At 64.1% G+C, this 22,129-nt stretch carries 23 protein-coding genes; 18 read left to right on the top strand and 5 right to left on the bottom strand.

Features of this window, described 5'->3' with window-relative positions; genetic code table 11:
* The first annotated feature begins 129 nt into the window (after positions 1 to 129).
* Positions 130 to 1,278, top strand: coding sequence for a flagellar biosynthesis protein FlhB (gene flhB / locus CCZ28_RS07820; RefSeq protein WP_140217326.1), 1,149 nt, complete (start codon positions 130 to 132; stop codon positions 1,276 to 1,278).
* On the opposite strand, the gene sodC is transcribed toward flhB, so the two are convergent.
* Entirely contained in the window at positions 1,271 to 1,798 is a 528-nt protein-coding gene (gene sodC / locus CCZ28_RS07815) for a superoxide dismutase family protein (protein ID WP_140217325.1), read from the bottom strand. The genes flhB and sodC overlap by 8 nt on opposite strands.
* Before the next feature lie 250 nt (positions 1,799 to 2,048).
* Between sodC and flhA the strand changes: the two genes are divergently transcribed.
* From flhA to CCZ28_RS07745, 14 genes are all read left to right on the top strand, one after another.
* Positions 2,049 to 4,148: a flagellar biosynthesis protein FlhA gene (flhA, locus tag CCZ28_RS07810; RefSeq protein WP_240795278.1), complete on the top strand. Its 2,100-nt coding sequence runs from the start codon at positions 2,049 to 2,051 to the stop codon at positions 4,146 to 4,148.
* Between the two features lie 10 nt (positions 4,149 to 4,158).
* The gene (gene flhF / locus CCZ28_RS07805; RefSeq protein ID WP_140217323.1) at positions 4,159 to 5,487 is read left to right on the top strand and encodes a flagellar biosynthesis protein FlhF; all 1,329 of its coding nucleotides are present in this window, start codon (positions 4,159 to 4,161) and stop codon (positions 5,485 to 5,487) included.
* 92 nt (positions 5,488 to 5,579) lie between these two features.
* Positions 5,580 to 6,410 carry a flagellar synthesis regulator FleN gene (fleN, locus tag CCZ28_RS07800; protein ID WP_140217322.1) on the top strand — a complete coding sequence of 277 codons (831 nt, stop codon included), beginning with the start codon at positions 5,580 to 5,582 and terminating at the stop codon, positions 6,408 to 6,410.
* The gene (gene fliA / locus CCZ28_RS07795) at positions 6,407 to 7,147 is read left to right on the top strand and encodes an RNA polymerase sigma factor FliA (RefSeq protein WP_099049413.1); all 741 of its coding nucleotides are present in this window, start codon (positions 6,407 to 6,409) and stop codon (positions 7,145 to 7,147) included. The genes fleN and fliA overlap by 4 nt, the downstream gene beginning before the upstream one ends.
* Positions 7,148 to 7,234: 87 nt before the next feature.
* Entirely contained in the window at positions 7,235 to 7,609 is a 375-nt protein-coding gene (locus tag CCZ28_RS07790) for a chemotaxis response regulator CheY (protein ID WP_169853335.1), read from the top strand.
* A 19-nt stretch (positions 7,610 to 7,628) separates the two neighbouring features.
* Positions 7,629 to 8,417, top strand: coding sequence for a protein phosphatase CheZ (locus CCZ28_RS07785; RefSeq protein ID WP_140221303.1), 789 nt, complete (start codon positions 7,629 to 7,631; stop codon positions 8,415 to 8,417).
* A gap of 26 nt (positions 8,418 to 8,443) precedes the next feature.
* Positions 8,444 to 10,708 (top strand): chemotaxis protein CheA, encoded by a 2,265-nt coding sequence (locus CCZ28_RS07780; protein ID WP_140217321.1) that lies wholly within the window; start codon positions 8,444 to 8,446, stop codon positions 10,706 to 10,708.
* Positions 10,709 to 10,791: 83 nt separating this feature from the next.
* Positions 10,792 to 11,907 carry a protein-glutamate methylesterase/protein-glutamine glutaminase gene (locus CCZ28_RS07775; RefSeq protein WP_140217320.1) on the top strand — a complete coding sequence of 372 codons (1,116 nt, stop codon included), beginning with the start codon at positions 10,792 to 10,794 and terminating at the stop codon, positions 11,905 to 11,907.
* Between the two features lie 34 nt (positions 11,908 to 11,941).
* Positions 11,942 to 12,682, top strand: a complete 741-nt coding sequence (locus CCZ28_RS07770; RefSeq protein ID WP_140217319.1) for a flagellar motor protein — start codon at positions 11,942 to 11,944, stop codon at positions 12,680 to 12,682.
* An 11-nt stretch (positions 12,683 to 12,693) separates the two neighbouring features.
* The gene (motD, locus tag CCZ28_RS07765) at positions 12,694 to 13,557 is read left to right on the top strand and encodes a flagellar motor protein MotD (protein ID WP_140217318.1); all 864 of its coding nucleotides are present in this window, start codon (positions 12,694 to 12,696) and stop codon (positions 13,555 to 13,557) included.
* Positions 13,558 to 13,592: 35 nt separating this feature from the next.
* The gene (locus tag CCZ28_RS07760; protein WP_140217317.1) at positions 13,593 to 14,381 is read left to right on the top strand and encodes a ParA family protein; all 789 of its coding nucleotides are present in this window, start codon (positions 13,593 to 13,595) and stop codon (positions 14,379 to 14,381) included.
* A gap of 57 nt (positions 14,382 to 14,438) precedes the next feature.
* Positions 14,439 to 15,371, top strand: coding sequence for a chemotaxis protein CheW (locus CCZ28_RS07755; protein WP_140217316.1), 933 nt, complete (start codon positions 14,439 to 14,441; stop codon positions 15,369 to 15,371).
* Between the two features lie 76 nt (positions 15,372 to 15,447).
* Positions 15,448 to 15,927, top strand: coding sequence for a chemotaxis protein CheW (locus CCZ28_RS07750; RefSeq protein ID WP_058761264.1), 480 nt, complete (start codon positions 15,448 to 15,450; stop codon positions 15,925 to 15,927).
* Positions 15,927 to 16,343, top strand: a complete 417-nt coding sequence (locus CCZ28_RS07745; protein ID WP_140217315.1) for a DUF2802 domain-containing protein — start codon at positions 15,927 to 15,929, stop codon at positions 16,341 to 16,343. Before CCZ28_RS07750 ends, CCZ28_RS07745 begins: the two co-directional genes overlap by 1 nt.
* 23 nt (positions 16,344 to 16,366) lie before the next feature.
* On the opposite strand, the gene CCZ28_RS07740 is transcribed toward CCZ28_RS07745, so the two are convergent.
* Positions 16,367 to 17,290, bottom strand: a complete 924-nt coding sequence (locus tag CCZ28_RS07740) for an aspartyl/asparaginyl beta-hydroxylase domain-containing protein (protein ID WP_140217314.1) — start codon at positions 17,288 to 17,290, stop codon at positions 16,367 to 16,369.
* A gap of 172 nt (positions 17,291 to 17,462) precedes the next feature.
* On the opposite strand from CCZ28_RS07740, the gene CCZ28_RS07735 reads away from it, so the two are divergent.
* A complete protein-coding gene (locus tag CCZ28_RS07735; protein ID WP_140217313.1) occupies positions 17,463 to 18,002 on the top strand; it encodes a DUF2058 domain-containing protein in 540 nt (179 codons plus the stop codon).
* A gap of 28 nt (positions 18,003 to 18,030) precedes the next feature.
* Here CCZ28_RS07735 and CCZ28_RS07730 read toward each other — a convergent pair whose 3' ends face one another.
* Positions 18,031 to 18,675 carry a YciC family protein gene (locus tag CCZ28_RS07730; protein WP_140217312.1) on the bottom strand — a complete coding sequence of 215 codons (645 nt, stop codon included), beginning with the start codon at positions 18,673 to 18,675 and terminating at the stop codon, positions 18,031 to 18,033.
* Between the two features lie 30 nt (positions 18,676 to 18,705).
* A complete protein-coding gene (locus CCZ28_RS07725; RefSeq protein ID WP_140217311.1) occupies positions 18,706 to 19,272 on the bottom strand; it encodes a cysteine hydrolase family protein in 567 nt (188 codons plus the stop codon).
* 287 nt (positions 19,273 to 19,559) lie between these two features.
* Here CCZ28_RS07725 and CCZ28_RS07720 point away from each other — a divergent pair, with 287 nt between their 5' ends.
* Positions 19,560 to 20,348 (top strand): DUF2076 domain-containing protein, encoded by a 789-nt coding sequence (locus CCZ28_RS07720; RefSeq protein ID WP_140217310.1) that lies wholly within the window; start codon positions 19,560 to 19,562, stop codon positions 20,346 to 20,348.
* Positions 20,349 to 20,405: 57 nt separating this feature from the next.
* Here the strand turns inward: CCZ28_RS07720 and CCZ28_RS07715 are convergent, their stop codons facing one another.
* The gene (locus CCZ28_RS07715) at positions 20,406 to 20,843 is read right to left on the bottom strand and encodes an Lrp/AsnC family transcriptional regulator (protein WP_140217309.1); all 438 of its coding nucleotides are present in this window, start codon (positions 20,841 to 20,843) and stop codon (positions 20,406 to 20,408) included.
* A 153-nt stretch (positions 20,844 to 20,996) separates the two neighbouring features.
* Between CCZ28_RS07715 and yedA the strand changes: the two genes are divergently transcribed.
* Positions 20,997 to 21,902: a drug/metabolite exporter YedA gene (yedA, locus tag CCZ28_RS07710; RefSeq protein ID WP_140217308.1), complete on the top strand. Its 906-nt coding sequence runs from the start codon at positions 20,997 to 20,999 to the stop codon at positions 21,900 to 21,902.
* Positions 21,903 to 22,129 lie beyond the last annotated feature (227 nt).

The following is a 22,129-nucleotide window of genomic DNA, read 5'->3' as shown; positions in this document are numbered from 1 at the left end:
GCCACTCCTCGCCATAGCCCTGCTATGACTCGTCGCGGCGTCTGGCCCACATCGGGGCGCCGAACCGCAAAAAATCACTCGCCAATTCTTGCGCGAACTTCTGAGACACCACACTAGGAGATATGCCGCATGGCTGAATCCGATGGCGAAGACCGCACAGAAGACCCAACCGACAAACGCAAGCGTGAGTCTCGGGAGGAAGGTCAGCTCCCGCGCTCACGCGAACTCGGTACGGTAGCCGTCATGCTCTCGGGTGTGGGCGGTCTGCTGATGTATGGCGCCTTCCTCGGCAGCAAGCTGCTGGAGGTGATGCGCGCCAATTTTTCCTTGCGCCGCGAGGAGGTGATGGACGAGCGCTTCATGGGCACCTTCCTGTTGGCCTCGGGCAAGGCGGCCATGGTAGGCATGCTGCCGATGATCGTCCTGGTAGTCATCTGCGCCATCGTCGGCCACATCGCCCTGGGCGGCTTTCTGTTCTCCGGCAAGGTATTAGCACCCAAGGCCAGCCGGATGAATCCGCTGTCCGGCATCGCACGGATGTTTTCCAAGAATTCCCTGGTGGAGCTGCTCAAGGCCCTGGGTAAATTCGTCATCATCCTTGGCGTTTCGGTGCTGGTGCTGATGAACGAGCGTACGGCGCTGTTGCAGATCGCCAAGCTGCCGCTCGAGCAAGCGCTGCTGCACAGCATGCAGGTGGTGGGGCACGCGACCCTGTTGCTGGCCATGGGCTTGTTGATCATCGCCGCCATAGACGTTCCTTTCCAGATCCTCAGCAACCGCAAGAAGCTGATGATGACCAAGCAGGAGATCAAGGACGAATACAAGGACAGCGAGGGCAAGCCCGAGGTCAAGGGCAAGATCCGCCAGATGCAGCGGCAGATGGCGCAGCGGCGCATGATGGCCGAGGTCCCCAGCGCCGATGTGGTCATCACCAACCCGACTCACTTCGCCGTGGCGCTCAAATACGACGCGGCCAAGGGCGGGGCGCCGGTACTGGTGGCCAAGGGTAGCGACTTCACCGCCCTGAAGATCCGCGAGATCGCTCAGGAACACCAGGTTTCCCTGCTGGAGTCACCCGGTCTGGCCCGGGCGGTGTACTACTCCACGGAAGTGGACCAGGAGATTCCCGCCGGGCTGTACGTGGCCGTGGCCCAGGTCCTGGCCTACGTCTATCAGCTCAGGCAATTCCGGGCCGGGCGCGGGCGCAAGCCCAAGCTGGCCGATCTGCCCATCCCGCCGGATCTGCGCCGGGACGAGCAGGGCAAGCCTCCTACTTGACGACGCCGCAGACCACGCGGGCGCCGCCACCGCCGAGGGGCTTGGGCTGGTCGGCATAGTTGTCGCCGCCGGCATGGATCATCAGGGCATGGCCCTTGAGTTCTTCCAGGCGCTTCAGGCGTGGGGCCAGCACCGGTTGGGTCGCCTGGCCATCGGCCGTCACATAGAGCGCCGGCAATTCACCCAGGTGGCCGTCATCCGACCAGGGCGCGCTGTGCTTGCCGGTGTTGCGCGGATCGAGGTGACCCCCTGCAGCGCCACCGGCGGTCAACTTGCCGTCGACGTCGGCCGGGCCGCAGTTGGGCTTGGTATGCACATGGAAGCCGTGGATGCCGGGCTCCAGACCCTTGAGATCGGGGGTAAAGACCAGGCCGTACTTGGAGCGGGTCACCTGAACGCTGCCGACGCTCTCGCCAACACCGTCGGTCGAGATCTTGTTCATGGGAATCGTCAGGGATTCAGCGGCCTGGGCGGTGCCCACCAGGCAGGTGGCCAACAGCGTCGCGGTCCAGATTTTCATTGTGAGGTTCCTCGGATAGGCGCGCTAGCGCGGGTCCCTAGACAGACCCGCAGCTTTCTCGCACGGTTCACCCGGCGTTCTCGACGATCCGTTACCAGTCCTGTATCTCCCCTGAAAAATCTCGCTTTTTCAAAGCTTTGAGCAGTTGGCCCGGAGCTTGCTCAAGCCCTTGCGAACAGTGCGCTGCGTCAACTTTCCGTGACGACGGCACCGCAAGCGAGGAATGGGTGTGAAAGTCGATAAATCCCTGATGATGGGCAATATGCGCGGTCTGGCTCGCGGCAACCTGGGCGTGCCGCTGGCGGTCCTGGCGATGCTCGCCATGATGACCCTGCCGATGCCGCCGTTCCTGCTGGACGTGCTGTTCACCTTCAACATCGCCTTGTCGATCGTGGTCCTGCTGGTCAGCGTCTACGCCCTGCGGCCGCTGGATTTCGCCGTCTTCCCGACCATCCTGCTGGTCTCGACCCTGCTGCGCCTGGCGCTGAACGTGGCCTCGAGCCGCGTAGTGCTGTTGCACGGCCAGGACGGTCACGACGCCGCGGGCAAGGTCATCCAGGCCTTCGGTGAGGTGGTGGTCGGCGGTAACTACGTGGTCGGTGCGGTGGTGTTCGCCATCCTCATGATCATCAACTTCGTGGTGGTGACCAAGGGTGCCGGCCGCATCTCCGAGGTGTCGGCTCGTTTCACCCTGGACGCCATGCCCGGCAAGCAGATGGCCATCGACGCCGACCTCAACGCCGGCATCATCGACCAGGCCGAAGCCAAGAAGCGCCGGACCGAGGTGGGCCAGGAAGCCGACTTCTACGGTTCCATGGACGGTGCCAGCAAGTTCGTCCGCGGTGACGCCATCGCCGGCCTGCTGATCCTCTTCATCAACCTCATCGGCGGCATGGCCATCGGCATGGCCCAGCACGGCCTGCCGTTCGGCGACGCCGCCCGTATCTACGCCCTGCTGACCATCGGTGACGGCTTGGTCGCCCAGGTGCCGTCGCTCTTGCTGTCGGTCGCCGCGGCCATCATGGTGACCCGGGTATCGTCCTCGGAAGACATGGGCCAGCAGGTCAATCGTCAGATGTTCGCCTCGCCCAAGGCGCTGGCGGTATCGGCCTTCATCATCATCGCCATGGGCTTGGTGCCGGGCATGCCGCACCTGCCGTTCCTCGGCCTGGGCGGTGCCGCCGCCGCTGGCGCCTGGCTGATCTACAAGCGTCAGCGCCAAGCCAAGCAGGCCGCCGAGGCGGAAACCAAGAAGCAGCAGGACCTGGCCCCCGTGCAGCGTCCGGCCGAGGCCAAGGAGCTGGGCTGGGACGACGTGACGCCGGTGGACATGGTCGGTCTGGAAGTGGGTTACCGGCTGATCCCCATGGTCGACCGCAACCAGGGTGGCCAGTTGCTGGCGCGGATCAAGGGCGTGCGCAAGAAGCTCTCCCAGGACCTCGGTTTCCTCATGCCCTCGGTGCATATCCGCGACAACCTGGACCTGCTGCCCAATGCCTATCGTCTGACTCTTATGGGCGTGAGCGTGGCCGAGGCCGAGATCTATCCTGATCGCGAACTGGCCATCAACCCCGGTCAGGTCTACGGCACCCTCAACGGGGTGGCCGCCAAGGATCCGGCATTCGGCCTCGAGGCCGTCTGGATCGACGTCACTCAGCGCGACCAGGCCCAGTCCCTCGGCTACACCGTGGTCGACGCCAGCACCGTGGTCGCCACTCACCTCAACCAGATTCTCTTCAAGCACGCCCACGAGCTGATCGGCCACGAAGAAGTCCAGCAATTGCTGCAGGTACTGGCCAAGAGTTCGCCCAAGCTGGCCGAGGAACTGGTGCCCGGCATCGTCTCCCTGTCGACCCTGCTCAAGATCCTCCAGCAGCTACTGCAGGAGCAGGTACCGGTCCGCGACATCCGTACCATTGCCGAAGCCATCGCCAACGTCGGTCCGCGGAGTCAAGATCCCGCCGCGATCGCCGGTGCGGTACGGGTCGCCCTGTCCCGCGCAATCGTCCAGAACATCGTTGGAATGGAGCCTGAGCTGCCTGTTATCACCCTTGAGCCAAGGTTGGAACAGATGTTGCTAAGTAGTATGCAGAAGGCCGGTCAAGGCGCTGAGGACGGCATGTTCCTCGAGCCTGGCATGGCGGAAAAACTGCAGCGTTCCCTCGTCGAGGCGGCGCAGCGTCAGGAAATGATGGGTAAGCCGGTAGTGTTGCTGGTAGCCGGTGCGATCCGCGGGATGATGTCCCGCTTCGCACGGATGGCGGCGCCGAATATGAGTGTACTGGCCTACCAGGAAATTCCGGACAACAAGCAGGTCACCATCGTCGCTACCGTTGGCCAGAATGGCTGAGGTCTAGATCATGCAAGTCAAACGTTTCTTCGCCGCCGATATGCGTCAAGCCATGAAACTGGTACGCGACGAGCTGGGCCCGGATGCCGCCATCCTCAGCAACCGTCGGGTCGCCGGCGGGGTCGAGCTGACCGCGGCCCTGGACTACCAGGCTCCGGCACCGGCTGCGCCTAATGCCGAGTTGCAGGCGGAGTTGCGCAAGACCCACGCGAAGATCGCCCAGGCCCATGCCGACCTCAGCATTCGCGCGCCGGGCGTGCCCTCGGCCGTACCGAAGGACAAGCAGCTGCTCAGCGCCATCAACGCCGCCGACAGCCGTCGTGAGCCGGTGATCGCACCGCCGCGCGCGCCCCAGCCGGCCGCCGCCGCGCCCGCTGCCAGCAGCGCGCCGGAAGACCGCCGTGCCCTGGAAGCCATGCGCAGCGAACTCAGCGGCCTGCGCGAACTGCTGGAAGTCCAGCTCGGCTCCATGGCCTGGACTCAGGTGCAGTCCACCCGTCCGCAGCAAGCCGGACTCTGGCGCCGTCTGCAGCGCATGGGGCTGCCGGCCGACCTGGCCCGCCACCTGCTCGACAGCGTGGCCAAGATTCAGGAGCCGCGCCACGCCTGGCGCATGCTGCTGGCGAATTTCGCACAACTGGCCAAGACCACTGACGCCAAGATCCTGGAGGAGGGCGGCATCGTCGCCTTCGTCGGTCCGGCTGGCATGGGCAAGACCACCTCCCTGGCCAAGCTCGCCGCCAGCTATGTCCTCAAGTACGGACCGCAGAGCCTGGCGCTGGTCAGCATGGACAGCTTCCGTATCGGCGCCCAGGAGCAGATCAAGACCCTCGGCCGTATCCTCGACGTGCCGGTGACCCTGGTCGATCCGGGTCAGTCCCTGGCCCAGGCCCTGGCGCCCCTGGCACGCAAGCGCCTGGTACTGATCGACACCGCGGGCATGCCCGCCAACGATCCGGCGCTCAAGGTCCAGCTCGAAGCCCTGGCCAATCGCCAGCTGAAGATTCGCAACTACCTGGTGCTGGGTGTTACCAGCCAGAGCCAGGTACTCAAGGCGGCCTACCACAGCTATCGGCGGTGCGGCCTGAGCGGCTGCGTGCTGACCAAGCTGGACGAAGCCGCCAGCCTCGGTGAAGCCCTGGGCCTGGCCATCACCCAGCGCCTGCCGGTGGCCTACATCGCCGACGGTCCGCGTATCCCGGACGACCTGCATGCGGCCCGCAGCCACCAATTGGTGAGCCGCGCGGTGAGCCTGCAGGCACCGGAAGAACCGAGCGAAGAAACCATGGCGGGCATGTTCGCCGGCCTGTATCAAAACGCCGCCCGCCGCGCCGGCTAGCGCAGACAAACGGTAGAGGTGCATCGCATGCCTGGGCACGCCAAATGCACTTAGTCTAAAGTGTGACGGATTTCAATCAAAGGTATCAGGCAATGGGTAGCATGCATCCCGTCCAAGTCATCGCGGTAACGGGCGGTAAAGGCGGTGTCGGCAAGACCAATGTGTCGGTCAACCTGGCCTTGGCCCTGGCTGATATCGGGCGGCGCGTCATGCTGCTCGACGCCGACCTGGGCCTGGCCAACATCGACGTTCTGCTGGGGCTTTCGCCCAAGCGCACCCTGGCCGACGTCATCTCCGGCGAGTGCGATCTACGCGACGTGCTGCTGCAGGGGCCCGGCGGTATCCGCATCGTCCCGGCGGCCTCGGGCACCCAGGCGATGGTCAATCTGACGCCGGCCCAGCACGCCGGTCTGATCCAGGCCTTCAGCGACATCAGCGAGAATCTCGACGTGCTCATCGTCGATACCGCCGCCGGCATCGGCGATCAGGTGGTCAGCTTCGTCCGCGCCGCCCAGGAAGTCCTGGTGGTGGTGTGCGACGAACCCACCTCCATCACCGATGCCTACGCCCTGATCAAGCTGCTCAATCGCGACCATGGCGTCACCCGTTTTCGGGTCCTGGCGAACATGGCGCTCACGCCCCAGGAAGGTCGCAATCTCTTTGCTAAGCTGACCAAGGTGACCGACAGATTCCTGGATGTCGCCCTGCAATACGTGGGCGCCATTCCGTTCGACGAGGCGGTGCGCAAGGCGGTACAGAAACAACGCCCCGTTTACGAAGCCTTTCCGCGTGCCAAGGCCTCGCTGGCCTTTCGTGCGGTGGCGCAAAAAGTCGATGGCTGGCCATTGCCGGCCAATCCGCGCGGCCACCTCGAGTTCTTTGTCGAGCGCCTTGTGCAACCAGCCATCGGTACTCACGCATGACAGCATCCAGCGGGCTTCGCATGTACAGCAGAACTTCGGAACGTACCCAGCAGGAGCAACTCATCAACCGCTATGCGCCGTTGGTGAAGCGCATCGCCTACCACCTGTTGGCACGCTTGCCGGCCAGCGTCCAGGTCGAAGACCTGATGCAGGCCGGTATGATCGGGCTGCTCGAGGCCTCGCGCAAATACGACTCCGGCAAGGGCGCTAGCTTCGAGACCTATGCCGGCATCCGTATCCGCGGCGCCATGCTCGACGAGGTCCGCAAGGGCGACTGGGCCCCGCGCTCGGTCCACCGCAACACGCGCATGGTCACCGACGCCATTCGGGCGGTGGAAGCGCGCACTGGTCGCGACGCTAAAGATTCCGAGGTCGCGGCCGAACTTAAATTGAGTCTGGATGAGTACTACGGCATCCTTGGCGACACCATGGGGAGTCGCCTGTTCAGTTTCGACGACCTTATGGAGGGGGGTGAGCATGGGCTCGAGGAGAGCGGTTCGCATGAACTCGAACCCGGTCGCGGCCTGGAAGACGAGCGCTTCCGCAAGGCTCTGGCCGACGCCATCGCCAATCTTCCGGAGCGTGAACGCCTGGTGCTCTCGCTGTATTACGACGAGGAACTCAACCTCAAGGAAATCGGCGAGGTGCTGGGAGTGAGCGAATCCCGGGTCTGCCAGCTCCACAGTCAATGCGCGGCGCGCCTGCGGGCTCGGCTGGCGGATTGGCGTTCACGTTAACGGGCTGGTACTCAGGCTACTACGATTGCTTAGGCGCGCGTCACGGCGCGTGTGCGAATTAGGACGGAGGTCGACTTGGACAAGAACATGAAAATCCTCATCGTGGACGATTTTTCCACGATGAGACGCATCATCAAGAATTTGCTGCGTGATCTGGGCTTCACCAATACCGCCGAGGCGGATGATGGCAACACCGCCCTGCCGATGCTGCAGAGCGGTAATTTCGACTTTCTCGTCACCGACTGGAACATGCCCGGTATGACCGGCATCGACCTGCTGCGCCAAGTCCGGGCCGATGCGCGCCTGAAGACGCTGCCGGTGCTGATGGTGACCGCCGAAGCCAAGCGCGAGCAGATCATCGAAGCCGCCCAGGCCGGCGTGAACGGCTACGTGGTCAAACCTTTCACTGCGCAGGTGCTGAAAGAAAAGATCGACAAGATCTTCGAGCGGGTGAATGGCTGAAGAAAGCCGCGGGGACGTTATGGATCAGCTTGGCAGCAATACCTTCAGTGACTTCGAATCGAATCTAAAACAGCGCGCCCAGGAACTGGTGAAACGCCTCGAAAGCGGCGATTTCGCCGAGGCCGTTCAACTCATCAACGAACTCAATCAGTTACGCGACCGCGGTCTGTACCAGGAAGTCGGCAAGCTGACCCGCGAGCTGCACAACGCCATCGTCAACTTCGAGATCGATCCGCGCGGCATGGCCGGCGAAGAGGTCTCCCAAATCAGCGATGCCACCGATCGTCTCTCCTATGTGGTGAAGATGACCGAGAACGCTGCCAACCGGACCATGGATCTGGTGGAGGAGAGCGCACCGCTGGTAGGTAACTTCGGTGACGAGGCCCGTGCACTGCACGAGGATTGGAAGAAATTCATGCGTCGGGAAATAGGCGCCGATGCGTTCCGCGACTTGGCCAAGCGCGTCGATATCTTCCTCAGCCACACCGAGAGCAATGCCGGCCAGTTGTCGGCCAAGCTCAACGACATCCTCCTGGCGCAGGACTATCAGGATCTTACCGGGCAGGTGATCAAGCGGGTGGTCAATCTCGTCGGGCAGATCGAGAAAGACCTCGTCAAGCTGGTGATGATGGCCAGCCAGGTCGATCGCTACACCGGCTTCAGCCACGATCATGCTGCACTGATCGAACAAAACCGAAAAGAAAAGACGATGAAGGGTGAAGGTCCGCAGATTCATGCCGATAAGCGTGAAGACGTCGTGGCCGCTCAGGTCGACGTCGACGATCTTCTATCCAGTCTGGGCTTCTGACCCAGACCCTCTTTGGGAGTGCAGGAATGAGCTTCGACGCCGATGAAGAAATCCTTCAGGATTTCCTAGTTGAGGCCGGCGAGATTCTCGAACAGTTGTCCGAACAATTGGTCGAGCTGGAAAGCCGCCCGGACGACATGGATCTGCTGAATGCCATTTTCCGTGGCTTCCATACCGTCAAGGGCGGTGCCGGATTCCTTCAGCTTCATACGCTGGTCGAGTGCTGCCATATCGCGGAAAACGTCTTCGATATCCTGCGTAAAGGTGAACGCCGCGTAGATGCCGAATTGATGGACGTGGTGCTGCAGGCCCTCGACTCCGTCAACGAAATGTTCAGCCAAGTTCGGGAGCGCGAAGAGCCAACCCCGGCCTCGCCTGAACTCCTGGCTGCCCTGGCGCGCCTGGCCGAACCGGCAGGCAGTGCGCCCGCCGTGGCGCCCACTCCTGCGCCTGTTGCTGCCGCGCCCGTTGCGCCGCCTGCACCAGCGCCGATCCCCGTAGCGGCCGACGCGGCCGAGCCGGAACTGAGTGACGCCGAATTCCAGAATCTCCTCGATGCATTGGGCGCCGAGCCGAGTGGCGAGCAGATCGTTGCCACCGAGGCGGCCGTTTCTGCCGCTGGCGGCGACGACATCACCGATGACGAATTCGAAGCCCTGCTCGATCAGCTGCACGGCAAGGGCAAGTTCAGCGAAGCGCCGGCCGAGGCCGTAGCGGCCCCCGTGGCAGCGTCTACGCCGGCTACCGCAGGTGGCGACGACATCACCGATGACGAATTCGAAGCCCTGCTCGACGAACTGCACGGCAAGGGCAAGTTCGCTGCAAGCGAAGCTGCTGATCCCGTCGCTGCGGCCTCCGCTGCCGCGCCAGTGGCGGCGACGAGCGATGAGATCACCGATGACGAATTCGAGTCGCTGCTCGACGAACTGCACGGCAAGGGCAAGTTCAGTGGTCCCGCGGTTGCGCCCGAGCCCGTGGCTGCTGCACCTGTTGCTCCCAAGCCCGCACCAGCACCTACGCCGAAGCCGGCGCCGGTAGCTGCCGAAGCCGCTCCGGTACGGGCCGAGCCGGCCAAGCCGGTCGCTCCCGCGGTACCGGCCGAACGGCCGACCGCTACCGAGGTGGAAACCACCGTACGGGTCGATACCGCGCGGCTGGACGAAATCATGAACATGGTCGGTGAACTGGTGCTGGTGCGTAACCGCCTGGTGCGCCTGGGCCTGAACAGCGGCGACGAGGCCATGGCCAAGGCCGTGTCCAACCTCGACGTGGTCACCGCCGACCTGCAGACCTCGGTCATGAAGACGCGGATGCAGCCGATCAAGAAAGTATTCGGCCGCTTCCCGCGGTTGGTACGGGATCTGGCGCGCAGCCTGAAGAAAGAGATCAATCTGGAACTGGTCGGTGAAGAAACCGACCTGGACAAGAACCTGGTCGAGGCCCTGGCCGATCCGCTGGTGCACCTGGTGCGCAACGCGGTCGACCACGGCATCGAAGGGCCGGCCGAGCGTGAAGAGAACGGCAAGTCCCGCGCGGGGCGTGTAGTGCTCTCCGCCGAGCAGGAGGGTGATCACATCCTGTTGTCGATCTCCGACGACGGCAAGGGCATGGACGCGGACCTGCTGCGCAACAAGGCCGTGGAAAAGGGCCTGCTCGACCGCGACGCGGCCGATCGTCTGACCGAAACCGAGTGCTTCAACCTGATCTTCGCCCCGGGCTTCTCCACCAAGTCCGAGATCTCCGACATCTCCGGCCGTGGTGTGGGCATGGACGTGGTCAAGACCAAGATCAGCCAGCTCAACGGCACGCTGAACGTCTTCTCCACCAAAGGTCAGGGCTCCAAGATCGTCATCAAGGTGCCCCTGACCCTGGCGATCATGCCGACGCTGATGGTGATGCTGGGCAACCAGGCCTTCGCTTTCCCGCTGGTCAACGTCAACGAGATCTTCCACCTCGACCTCTCCCGCACCAACGTGGTGGATGGCCAGGAAGTGGTGGTGGTGCGCGACAAGGCGCTGCCGCTGTTCTACCTCAAGCGCTGGCTGGTACCCGGGGCCGCCCATGTGGAGCAGGGCGAGGGGCACGTGGTGATCCTGTCGGTCGGTACCCAGCGCATCGGCTTCGTGGTCGACCAGTTGGTCGGTCAGGAAGAGGTGGTCATCAAGCCCTTGGGCAAGATGCTGCAGGGTACGCCCGGCATGTCTGGCGCCACCATCACCGGCGATGGCCGTATCGCGCTCATCCTCGATGTGCCCAGCATGCTCAAGCGCTACGCCCGTCGCGGGCTCTGAGTCGGTCGGGTACTAGCGGCGTCGGGCCTCGGGCTCGGCGCCATCGGGTGGCCTGCGCCGCCCCAGGTTAGGAGTTTCAACGTATGCCGGTAAAAGTACTGGTGGTGGACGATTCCGGCTTCTTCCGGCGTCGGCTCAAGGAGATCCTGGCGGCCGATCCCAACATCTCGGTGGTGGGGACGGCGAGTAATGGACGTGAAGGGGTCGACCAGGCCCTGGCACTACGGCCCGATGTCATCACCATGGACTACGAGATGCCGATGATGGACGGCATCACCGCCGTTCGCCACATCATGCAGAAATGTCCGACCCCGGTGCTGATGTTTTCCTCGCTCACCCACGAAGGCGCCCGGGTTACCCTGGATGCCCTGGATGCCGGCGCGGTCGACTACCTGCCGAAGAATTTCGAAGACATCTCGCGTAATCCCGCCAGCGTGCAAAAGCTGCTGTGCGAGAAGATCCATCACATCGCCCGTTCCAATCGGCGCTTCGCCGTGGCCCCGAGTGTCGCCGCAGCCGCTGCGCCGGCGGCTCCCGCGCCGACGAGTGCCCGCCCGACGACGCGTCCGGCACCGAGCGCTGGTAGCCATGCGCCCCAGGCACCTGCCGTTCCTGCTTCACCGCCGCCCAAGCGCAAGCACTACCGGCTGGTCGCCATCGGTACCTCTACCGGTGGCCCCGTGGCGCTCCAGCGTGTGCTGACGCAGCTACCAGCCAATTTCCCGGCGCCCCTGGTGCTCATCCAGCACATGCCCGCCGCCTTCACCAAGGCCTTCGCCGAGCGTCTCGACAAGCTCTGTCGCATCAGCGTCAAGGAAGCCGAGGACGGCGATCAGTTGCGTCCGGGCCTGGCACTGCTGGCACCGGGTGGTAAGCAGATGATGGTGGACGGTCGTGGCACGGTGAAGATCCTGCCGGGTGACGAACGCCTGAACTACAAACCCTGCGTCGACGTCACCTTCGGCTCCGCAGCCAAGGCCTATGCCGACAAGGTGCTCGCAGTGGTGCTGACCGGCATGGGCGCCGATGGTCGCGAAGGCGCGCGGATGCTCAAGCAGGTCGGCAGCCAGGTGTGGGCCCAGGACGAAGCCAGTTGCGTCATCTATGGCATGCCCATGGCCATCGCCAAGGCCAACCTGGCCGACGCCATCTATGGGCTGGACGATATCGGCAAGTACCTGACCGAGGCCTGTTCGTGACGGCAGGCATCCGGTCGCAACGAGGCGGTTGGTTTTGGACGTCCTGAGTCTCATCGGCATCCTGCTGGCGTTCACCGCCATCATGGGTGGCAATCTACTCGAAGGCGGTACCTTCGCCGCCCTGGCCAATGCGCCAGCGGCGCTGATCGTGGTGGGCGGCACCCTGGGCGCGGTACTGCTGCAGACACGGCTGCCCGTGTTGCGGCGAGCCCTGGTCATGCTGGCCTGGGTGTTCACGCCACCGCCCCTGGACATCACCGGCGGTATCCGCAAGGTGGTCAACTGGAGCAATGTGGCGCGCAAGGAAGGCCTGCTCGGCCTCGAGCCGCTGGTCGCCCGTGAAGCCGATCCCTATGCTGCCAAGGGCTTGCAACTGCTGGTCGATGGTACCGAGCCGGAAACCCTGCGCAGCATTCTGGAAGTCGATCTCTATGGCCAGGAGGATCGCGATCTCGCTGCCGCCAAGGTGTTCGAAGCCATGGGGGGCTACGCGCCCACGGTCGGTATCATCGGCGCGGTGATGGGCCTGATCCACGTGATGCAGAATCTGGCCGATCCTTCGCAGTTGGGCAGCGGCATCGCCGTGGCCTTCGTGGCTACCATCTATGGTGTGGGTTTCGCCAACCTGCTGCTGATCCCCATCGGCAATAAGCTCAAGGCGCTGACCCAACAGCAGTCGCGCTACCGGGAGATGCTGCTGGAAGGCCTGATGTCCATCGGCGAAGGCGAGAATCCCCGCTCCATCGAACTGAAGCTGCAAGGTTTCTTAGATTAGGAGGACGCCGCATGCCTCGTCGCCGCCGTCGTCCCGAAGAGCATGAGAACCACGAACGCTGGCTGGTTTCCTATGCGGACTTCATCACCCTGCTGTTCGCCTTCTTCGTGGTCATGTATTCCATCTCCTCGTTGAACGAGAGCAAATACAAGGTGCTCTCCGACAGCCTGTCGGGCATCTTCAGCCAACCGGAGCGGTCCCTGCACCCGATCCCGGTCGGCGATCAGCATCCGGTCGGCGCCGCGCCGCCCGTGGTGGAGTCGAACAGCCAGGGAGCGAGCGGCCAACCCGCTGTCGATCCGCTGCAGCAGATCGCGGCCAGCGTGCGTTCATCCTTCGGTGACCTGATCGCCGATGGGCAGCTCAATCTGCATGCCAGTGAAACCTGGCTGGAGATCGAGCTCAGTTCCAACCTGTTGTTTTCCAGCGGCGATGCCCTGCCGAGCAACCCTGCCTTCGGCCTGCTGGAAAAGGTGGCCAAGATCCTGGCGCCCTACAAGAATCCGATCCAGGTCCAGGGCTACACCGACGACCGTCCCATCAGTACCGCGCTCTATCCCACCAACTGGGAGCTCTCGGCCGCCCGCGCCGCCAGCATCGTGCGCCTGCTGGTCGGCAATGGCATTGCGCCGCAACGCCTGGCGGTCGTGGGCTATGGGGCCTACCAGCCGGTGACCGACAACAGCAGTGAGTCCAATCGCGCGCGTAATCGACGGGTGGTCCTGCTGATTTCGCGCAATCTCAATCTGTTCCGCCCACAGAGCACCTTGCAAAATCCGTCGACTGGCACACAATCTGCAACACCGCCTGGAGAACCAGCGCCCGGCGGGGCGCCTGTCAAATCTTCGTCGCCGGCCTCTGCGCCGGCACCTTGACCCGGCCGGTCATGTCGTCGGGAGGAAGTCTGCACATGAGAGTCTGGGCTATCGCCAATCAAAAGGGTGGGGTGGGCAAGACCACCACCACCGTTGCCCTCGCCGGTCTCCTCGGTGATGCCGGCAAGCGGGTGTTGCTGGTGGACCTCGATCCCCATGGCTCGCTGACCAGCTATTTCGGGCAGGATCCGGATAGCCTCGAACACAGCGTGTTCGATCTTTTCCAGCATGGTGGTCAGGTCCCCGATGGGCTACCGAAGCGGCTGCTGCTGCCCACCAGTCATCCCCAGCTGTCGATGCTGCCATCCAGTACCGCCTTGGCTACTCTGGAGCGGCAGTCGCCCGGCCAGAGCGGTTTGGGGCTGGTCATCTCCAAGAGCCTGGCCCAGCTATGGAACGACTTCGACCACGTGTTGATCGACAGTCCGCCGCTGCTGGGTGTGCTGATGGTCAATGCACTGGCCGCCAGCCAGCACCTGGTGATTCCGACCCAGACCGAATTCCTGGCGCTCAAGGGCCTCGAACGGATGGTTAACACCCTGAGCATGATCAACCGCTCGCGCAAGCAGGCGCTGCCGTACACCATAGTGGCGACGCTGTTCGACCGGCGCACCCAGGCGTCCATCGGCACCCTCAAGGTCCTGCGTAATACCTACCCCGAACAGTTGTGGCAAGCGTTCATCCCGATCGATACCCGTTTGCGCGACGCCAGTCGCTCCGGGCAGGTACCCTCGCAATACGAAGCCAACAGCCGCGGCGTCATCGCCTACCGGGCGCTGCTGCGGCATCTGCTGGATGGTGCACCGAGCAGCCAGGTCGCCTGATTCAAGTTTTCCCTTGCGCCAGCCGATAGGCTGGACAATCAACCCACGTAGATCGCCATGAGCCAACCGACGTCCCTCGACAATCGTCCTCAACGTGTTCTTCAGGGCTATCTCGATGCCCTGCTGCTGGATGCGTTCCTGGAGCTGCCGACCGCCGAAGCCGCGCCGGTCACTCCTGCGGTGGCGCCCGCTGTCGCGTTGCCCGAACCCGTTGCCAGCGTCAGTGAAGACGAATTCGCCGCCGCAGTGCGCGAGGAGCTCGAACGCGACGCCGAGCGTCAATCGACGGTCGTCCCCCTGGCTCCGCGTTTGCAGGGCGTCGCCCTGGCAGAGCGGACCCTGCCCGAGGTGCTGATGCCCACGGCGCTGCCCGTTACGGCGCCAGAGACCGATATCGAGCTGGATTGGCGCGTCCCCGACCTGGCTCCGGTCGCCGAACCGGCGCTTCCAGGCGTGGAGGGCATCGCCCTGGGCATCAATATGCCGACCCAGCCGGTGCTGACCGGTGCGGTGCCGCCTGGTGCCGTGCAGCTGGAAGGTCGGCCGGAGTGGGGCGAGGAGCCCTTCGAGTGCTTGCTGTTCGATGTCGCGGGCCTGACACTAGCCGCGCCCCTGGTGTGCCTCGGCTCCATCTATCCCCTCACCGACGAAGAGTTGACGCCGCTGTTCGGTCAGCCAGACTGGTTCCTGGGCCTGCTGCCTTGCCAGGCTGGCAACCTGCGCGTGCTCGACACGGCCCGCTGGGTGATGCCGGAGCGCTACCGCGACGACTATCGCGAGGGGCTGAGATTCGTGATATCGCTGCAAGGCTTGGATTGGGGCTTGGCCGTACACGGCGTCAGCCATTCGGTACGGCTGGATCCCGCCGAGGTCAAATGGCGTAATCAGCGTGCGACCCGCCCCTGGCTGGCCGGTACGGTGATCGATCAGATGTGTGCGCTGCTGGATGTGGCGGCGCTCGCTGAACAGGTGGTTGGCGGCCGTCGCTAGGGCGCCCGCCAACCGCAACTAACCAGCGGGTTCGCCCGCTTCGCCGCGCGTGCGGTAATTGACGAGGCTAGGGAACATGAAAAAAACGTCCGCACAGGGTTCCGAAGATCCGGTCCTGCAATGGGTCACCTTCCGTCTGGATAACGAGACCTACGGCATCAACGTGATGCAGGTCCAGGAAGTCCTGCGCTACACCGAAATCGCTCCGGTCCCGGGTGCGCCGAGCTACGTGCTGGGCATCATCAACCTGCGCGGCAACGTGGTCACGGTGATCGACACCCGCCAACGTTTTGGTCTGCTGCCTACCGAAGTGACCGACAACACCCGGATCGTCATCATCGAGGCCGACAAGCAGGTCGTCGGCATCCTGGTCGACAGCGTGGCCGAAGTGGTTTATCTGCGGCAGTCGGAGATCGAGACGGCGCCGAGCGTGGGTAACGACGAGTCCGCCAAGTTCATCCAGGGCGTGTGCAACAAGAATGGCGAGTTGCTGATCCTGGTCGAGCTGGACAAGCTGATGACCGAAGAAGAGTGGTCGGAGCTGGAAAGCATCTGATGCTCGTCGGGCTGATCCTGCTCAGCGTCGCCCTGGGGTTGGCCTGTGCCGGCCTCGGCGGTTGCTGTTGGCTGCTCTGGCAGCGCCAGCAGCAGCAGGCGGCCAAGCTGGCCGAGCGAGAGGCCCTTGTCGACAAGCGCATGCAGATCCTGCTCAAGCGTCTGGAAACCTACCAGGCGGGGCAGGTGCGCATGGGCGAGCAGGTCCAAGGATTGGCCAAGGTGGTCGCTCCCTTGCCCGATCGGTTGACCCAGATCGAGCAGAGCGACCCCACCAGTCTGTCGTTTTCCCAGGCCGCGCGCCTGGTGGGGTTAGGCGCCAGCGCCGACGATCTCACCCAGGCCTGTGGCCTGTCCCAGGCCGAGGCCGAATTGGTCACGCGGCTGCACCGGCAGCGTCAACAGCGCTCCGGCTGAAGCGCCGGCGCGGGATCGCCGCCTCAGCTGGCGATCCACTGGTACAGGGCGATCACTACCAGCACGGCCAGTATTGGCTTGGCGATGCGATAGGCCTTGGGATGGCGCCGTTTGAATTTCTTCACGCCGCCGCCGATCCGATCCCCGAATCTCTTGCTGAAGGCATAGGCCTGGTTGATACCGCCGACGCGCTCGCCTTCCACGTTCTGCGGCGCCGTGGCGCTGCCGAGGAAGCGACTGACCGCCTGGTTGACGCGGGTCAGCAGCCGATTGCGCAGCGGCCGCTCCACGTCGCAGAACAGGATGACGCGAGTCTGGTCGGTCTCGTTCTTCACCCAGTGCACATAGGTTTCGTCGAACATCACGTCCTCGCCGTCGCGCCAGGCATAGGGCTGGCCGTCGACATAGATGCGGCAGGCATCCGAGTTGGGCGTAGCCAGGCCCAGGTGATAGCGCAGCGAGCCGCCAAAGGGGTCGCGGTGCGGATTCAGATGGCTGCCGCCCGGCAGCAGGGCGAACATGGCGCCCTTGACGTTGGGAATCTGCCGTACCAATTCCACGGTGCGCGGGCAGAGGGTCTGGGCGGAGGGCAGCGGCTCGCCGTACCAGGTCAGGTAGAAGCGCTTCCAGCCCTTCTTGAAGAAGGAGCCGAAACCGGCATCGTTGTCCTTTTCCGCCGCGCGGATGTAACCCTCGTCGAACAGGCGCAGGGCCTCGACGCGGATGTCCTGCCAGTTGTCCTTGAGCACGTCCAGTTCCGGAAAGCGGCTGCGATCCAGGTAGGGCTTGGACGGCACGCTGGAGAACAGATACATCAGCGCGTTGTAGGGGGCGAAGACCGCCGAGTGGTTGACCAACTGGCGCAGGAAGGGCAGGCGCGCTTGTCCGCGAAGGTGGACGAAGAGCACGCTGGCGACGAAGAGCAGGACGATCGCGAGAGTAATCATGGGCGAATTTTGATCGGCAGCGCCCGAACCAGGGGCGGGATAGGTAATGGTCGCATTATTTCACCCCCGTGAAAGGCTTGCACTCGGTTCGTCGGCTGCGCAGGATGAACACCCTGGCGCACGGCGGTCTTTTGGTCGTGCCCCTCTTGGATGATCTAGACGAGTCGTATCGATGAGCATGTCCCTACGCGACCAACTGCTGAAAGCTGGGTTGGTCAATGAAAAGCAGGCCAAGCAGGCCGTCAAGCAGAAGCAAAAGCAGAACCGCATGGAGCACCGCGGGCAGGCGGAAAAGGATCGCTCTCAGGAGTTGGCCGTCCAGCAGGCCCAGGCGGAGAAACTGGCCAAGGACCAGGAACTCAATCGGGCCCAGGAAGAGAAGAAGAGGCGCAAGGCCGAGCAGGCCCAGATCAAGCAGTTGATCGAGACCAGTCGCCTGCCCAAGCTCACTACCGAGGATTACTACAACTTCGTCGACGACAAGAAGGTCAAGCGCCTGTCGGTCAACGTCATGATGAGAGACAAGCTCAGCAAGGGCAGTCTCGCCATCGTCCGCTACGAGGGTCGCTACGAGGTGGTGCCGCGGGCGACCGCCGAGCGCATCCAGGAACGCGATCCCAAGCGGGTGGTCTTGCTCAACGTGCAGAGCGGCGAGCCGGACCCGGACGATCCCTACGCCGCCTACCAGGTGCCTGACGACCTGATGTGGTGACGCGGGCTCGCGCGTCCTCGAGCGGTGCTCAGGTCTTGGGCCTGACCAGCATATAGACGCGATAGATGGCGATGCTGGGGATCAGTTGCAGCAGGCCCGAGAGGGTCTGCAGGATGATCTCCGGGGTCGCTGCCTTGGCGAAGTGCTGGGCGATCCAGGCATCGATCAGCCAGGCCGGCAATACCGTCGCCAGGATGCAGGCCAGCAAGGTGAAGAAATGGCCGCGGGTCATCCGCAGGCTGCCGTGCAGGGCATCCAGCGGCGCCCGTCCCTCCAATACCAGCAGGTTCTCGGCGAAGGCCAGCAGGGTCATGATCAGGAAGCCCGGGACGATCAATAGCGAAAAGCCCAGCATCACCAAGCCCGAGGTGATCGCCGCCAGGATGGCGAAGCGCGGCCAGAGCAAGAGCGCAGCCCCCCAGACGCCACTCAGCCGCGGTGTGGTGCCCTGGGTACGCGCCTCGAGAAAGATCAGCAGTGAGGCGGTATACAGCGGATAGCACAGCAGGCTGACCAGCAGGTCCCACAGCCCGTTGCTCACGCCGAAGCGCTCCAGCACCTGGTAGCGCAGCAGGGATTCGAGCAGCAGCCAGGGCAGGGTGAGGACGGCCAGGGGACGCAGGTTGCGAGCGAAGAACAACAACGAGTCGCGCAGGATATCGACAGGGTTCATGCAGCTATTCCAGACGGGCAGGGCGGCAGTCTAGCAGGACGACCTGCCCGCTCGCAGGCGTTCGAGCAACAGGGCGGTGGAGGTGACGGTGGCATATTCGCCGTCGAGGTTGGCCATGGCCATCGCGTGGACCTCATCGGCGCTGTGGGCTCGTCCGGCGAAGTCGGCCTTGGCGAAGGTATAGCAGGCATCTTCCGCCACCCAGGTGCGAAAGCCGAGGTTGTCGGCGCTACGGGCGGTGGCCTCCACCGAATTCTCGCTGGCCACACCGCAGACGAGCAGCTCTTCGATGCCGCGCTGGAGCAACCAGCGCTCCAGGCCGCTGTGGGCGAAGGCATCGGGGACCTGCTTGTCGAATACCGTCTCGCCTGGCAGGGGTGCCAGCGCGGGCTGGAAGTCCACGCCGGGTTGGCCGGGCCAGAACACCGAGGTCGGACTGCGCGACAGGTGCCGAACGTGGGCCAGGGGCGCCCTTGCCTGGCGCCAGGCGGCCAGCAGCTCGGCCATGCGCAGCTCCGCTTCGGGATGGTTGCGCGGCCCCAGGTGGGGAGCGCGGATACCCTGTTGCTGGTCGATCAAGAGAAGCAGCGGCGGCATGGTCGTCCCTCGGCGAAAGTGCCAGGCTCCGGTAGTGGCTGCCAATTGTCCAGTCTCGCCAGCGCCCTGGAACTCCCCCGTCCAGCGTCTTTTCCAAACCTGAGCAGCCGACGATCACGCCTAGGCCGCGGGATCTGGCTGAATCCAGGCTGAACGCGAAGATGGTCGATCTTGAAAAGCGGCTGGTTCGCCATTATCTGGACAGCAAGCGCACCATGGTGCGCCTTTCGACATTCAGGCCGTTCCCAGGGGAACGCCATCAGTAGCTCGTCTGCGGGAGGGTCACCATGCAACGCGAAGAAAGCCAGCTGATCGAGGGTCTGTTCGACCGTCTCAAGACCACGGAAGCCCAGACCGCGCCTCGGGATCGTGAAGCCGAGGCCCTGATTCAACAGCGGTTGCGCGACCAGCCGGCCGCGCCTTACTACATGGCCCAGGCCATGCTGATCCAGGAGGCGGCCATCAAGCGACTGGACCAGCGCGTCAAGGAGCTGGAGAGTCAGATGCAGCAACTCCAGCAGAACCGTCCCAGCAGCGGCGGTTTTCTTTCCAGTCTGTTCGGGGGCGGTCAGTCGTCCAACGCCCAGGCGCCGGCCAATAACGCCGCGCCCTCGCGTGGTTGGAACGATCCGGGGCCGGCGGCGCCCCGTCCCGGCTATGGTCAGCCCAACCCCGGTTACGCCCAGCCCGCTCCTGGCTATGGCCAGCCGGCACCGGGTTATGCCGCACCCCAGGCCGCACCGTCGCGTATGGGGGGCTTCATGGGTGGCGCCTTGCAGACCGCGGCCGGTGTGGCAGGTGGCATGCTGGCGGCCCAGGCCATCTCCGGGCTGTTCCATCACTCGCAGCCCGAGGAGATCGTCAACGTCATCAACGAAACGCCCACCGATCCTGGCTTCGCTGGTGGTGGTCCTCAGGATGCCTGGGCCGACAATGGCAACTACGACAATGGCGGCGGCTTCCAGGACGCTGGCGGTTTCCAGGATAACGGTGGCTTCCAGGATGCGGCCGACTACGGTGATAACGGTGGCGGCGGTTTCTTCGATGACAACGGTGACGACGACTCTTTCATCTAGCGTCTAGCACCCCACAGCCCCGGTGCCGCAAGGCCCGGGGCTTTTTCATGGACGGCGTCAGGCGGTATCGAGTGGCAGTGGGCGTTCGAAAGGCGTCGACAGCACCAACACGGTACGGCTCATGCCGAAGGTCGCCAGCTTGTCGATCAGAACCTCCAGCTCGCTCATGTCGCGCACGGCGGCGCGAAGCATCAGGCAGTCTTCGCCGGTCACGCGGTGACAGGCGATCAGTTGGGGTAGGGCTTCCAGCTTCTTGAGCAGCGGGCCATTGCAGGCGCTGTGCATCCGCAGTGAAACCAGGCATTCGGCGCCATAACCCAAGGCGCGGCGGTCGATGCGAGCGCCATAGCCGGTGATGATCCCAGCGTCTTCGAGCTTGGCGACGCGCTCGGCGATGGCCGGCGCGGAAAGCCCCAGCCGGCGGCCCAGCTCGGCGTAGCTGGCGCGGCCATCCACTAGCAGCAGGTCGATCAGGCGTCGATCGAGGTGATCCATGCTTTGCTCCTTGAGCCTTCGAATCGAAGGCCAGCTCCCACAAAAGCCACTGAGTCGAAGGTCATTCTGGCTGTTTCTCCAGTGACTCTATCTTAGCCTCCTGCGCACCCGCTCCTACAATATCTACCGGACACTCCTGGAAATCTGTTGCGCATGGATACCTCTGCTTCGCCCTGCAGCGCGCCGCGCCTGCCCACCTGGCTGCCCTTGCTGGGCGCCTTCTTCGCCCTCTATGTGATCTGGGGTTCCACCTATCTGGTGATTCGTCTCGGTATCGCCCACTGGCCGCCGTTGTTGATGGCGGGGCTGAGATTCACGGTGGCTGGCCTGCTCATGCTCGGTTGGCTGCGTTGGCGCGGCACGCCCTGGCCGAGCCTGCGCGAAACCCTGGCTGCCGGGGTGATCGGTATCCTGCTGCTGGGCGTCGGCAACGGCGGCGTGACGCTGGCCGAGCACTGGGGCGTGACCTCGGGCGTTGCGGCCCTGGCGATCGCCACGGTGCCGCTGTTCACCCTGCTGTTCGGCCTGCTCTGGGGGCAGCGCAATACCCTACTGGAGTGGGCCGGTATCGCGCTCGGGCTGGTGGGCATCGCGCTGCTCAATCTGGGCGACACCATGAGCGCGACTCCCCTGGGCGCGGCGGTGATCCTGCTCGCGGCGGCGGCCTGGGCCTTCGGCTCGATCTGGAGTCGCTACCTGCCAATGCCACGGGGCGCCATGGCCAGCGCGGTGGAGATGCTGGTAGCGGGCGCCGCGCTGTTGCTCGCCAGCCGGTTCAGTGGCGAGCAGTTGCAGCAGTGGCCGACACTGGGCGGCTGGTTGGCGCTGGGCTACCTGGTAGTCTTCGGATCGCTGATCGCCTTCAGCGCCTATCTCTATCTGCTGGGTCGGGTCCGGCCGGCTGCCGCTACCAGCTATGCCTACGTCAATCCGGTGGTGGCGGTGCTGCTGGGCACCCTGTTCGCCGGCGAGCGGATCGGGCCGGCGGAAATGCTGGCGATGCTGGTCATCGTCGGTGCCGTGGTGCTGATCGGTGTGCCCCAGTGGCGACGTCGTTGAGAGCCTGATCAAAGTCTGCTGCGCGTTGGCCAAACGGCGTTGAAAATGGCCTGGAAGGTCAGCCCCGCCTAGGCGGCTCCGTCGCAATGCTCATTTACCATTCGTAAACCCGAGCGCGGGTCCGATCCGCTTCCTCGGCTATTTTCGCGGGGCCGCCCAGGCCTGGTTTGGCTCTAGCTCGCGAGACGTTGAACAGGGTCTGAGGGCGGGCTAGGCTGGCGCCTCAT

The organism is Pseudomonas oryzihabitans, from assembly GCF_006384975.1.
Taxonomy (GTDB): Bacteria; Pseudomonadota; Gammaproteobacteria; order Pseudomonadales; family Pseudomonadaceae; genus Chryseomonas; species Chryseomonas psychrotolerans_B.
This window is presented reverse-complemented; position numbering and strand designations above follow the sequence as displayed.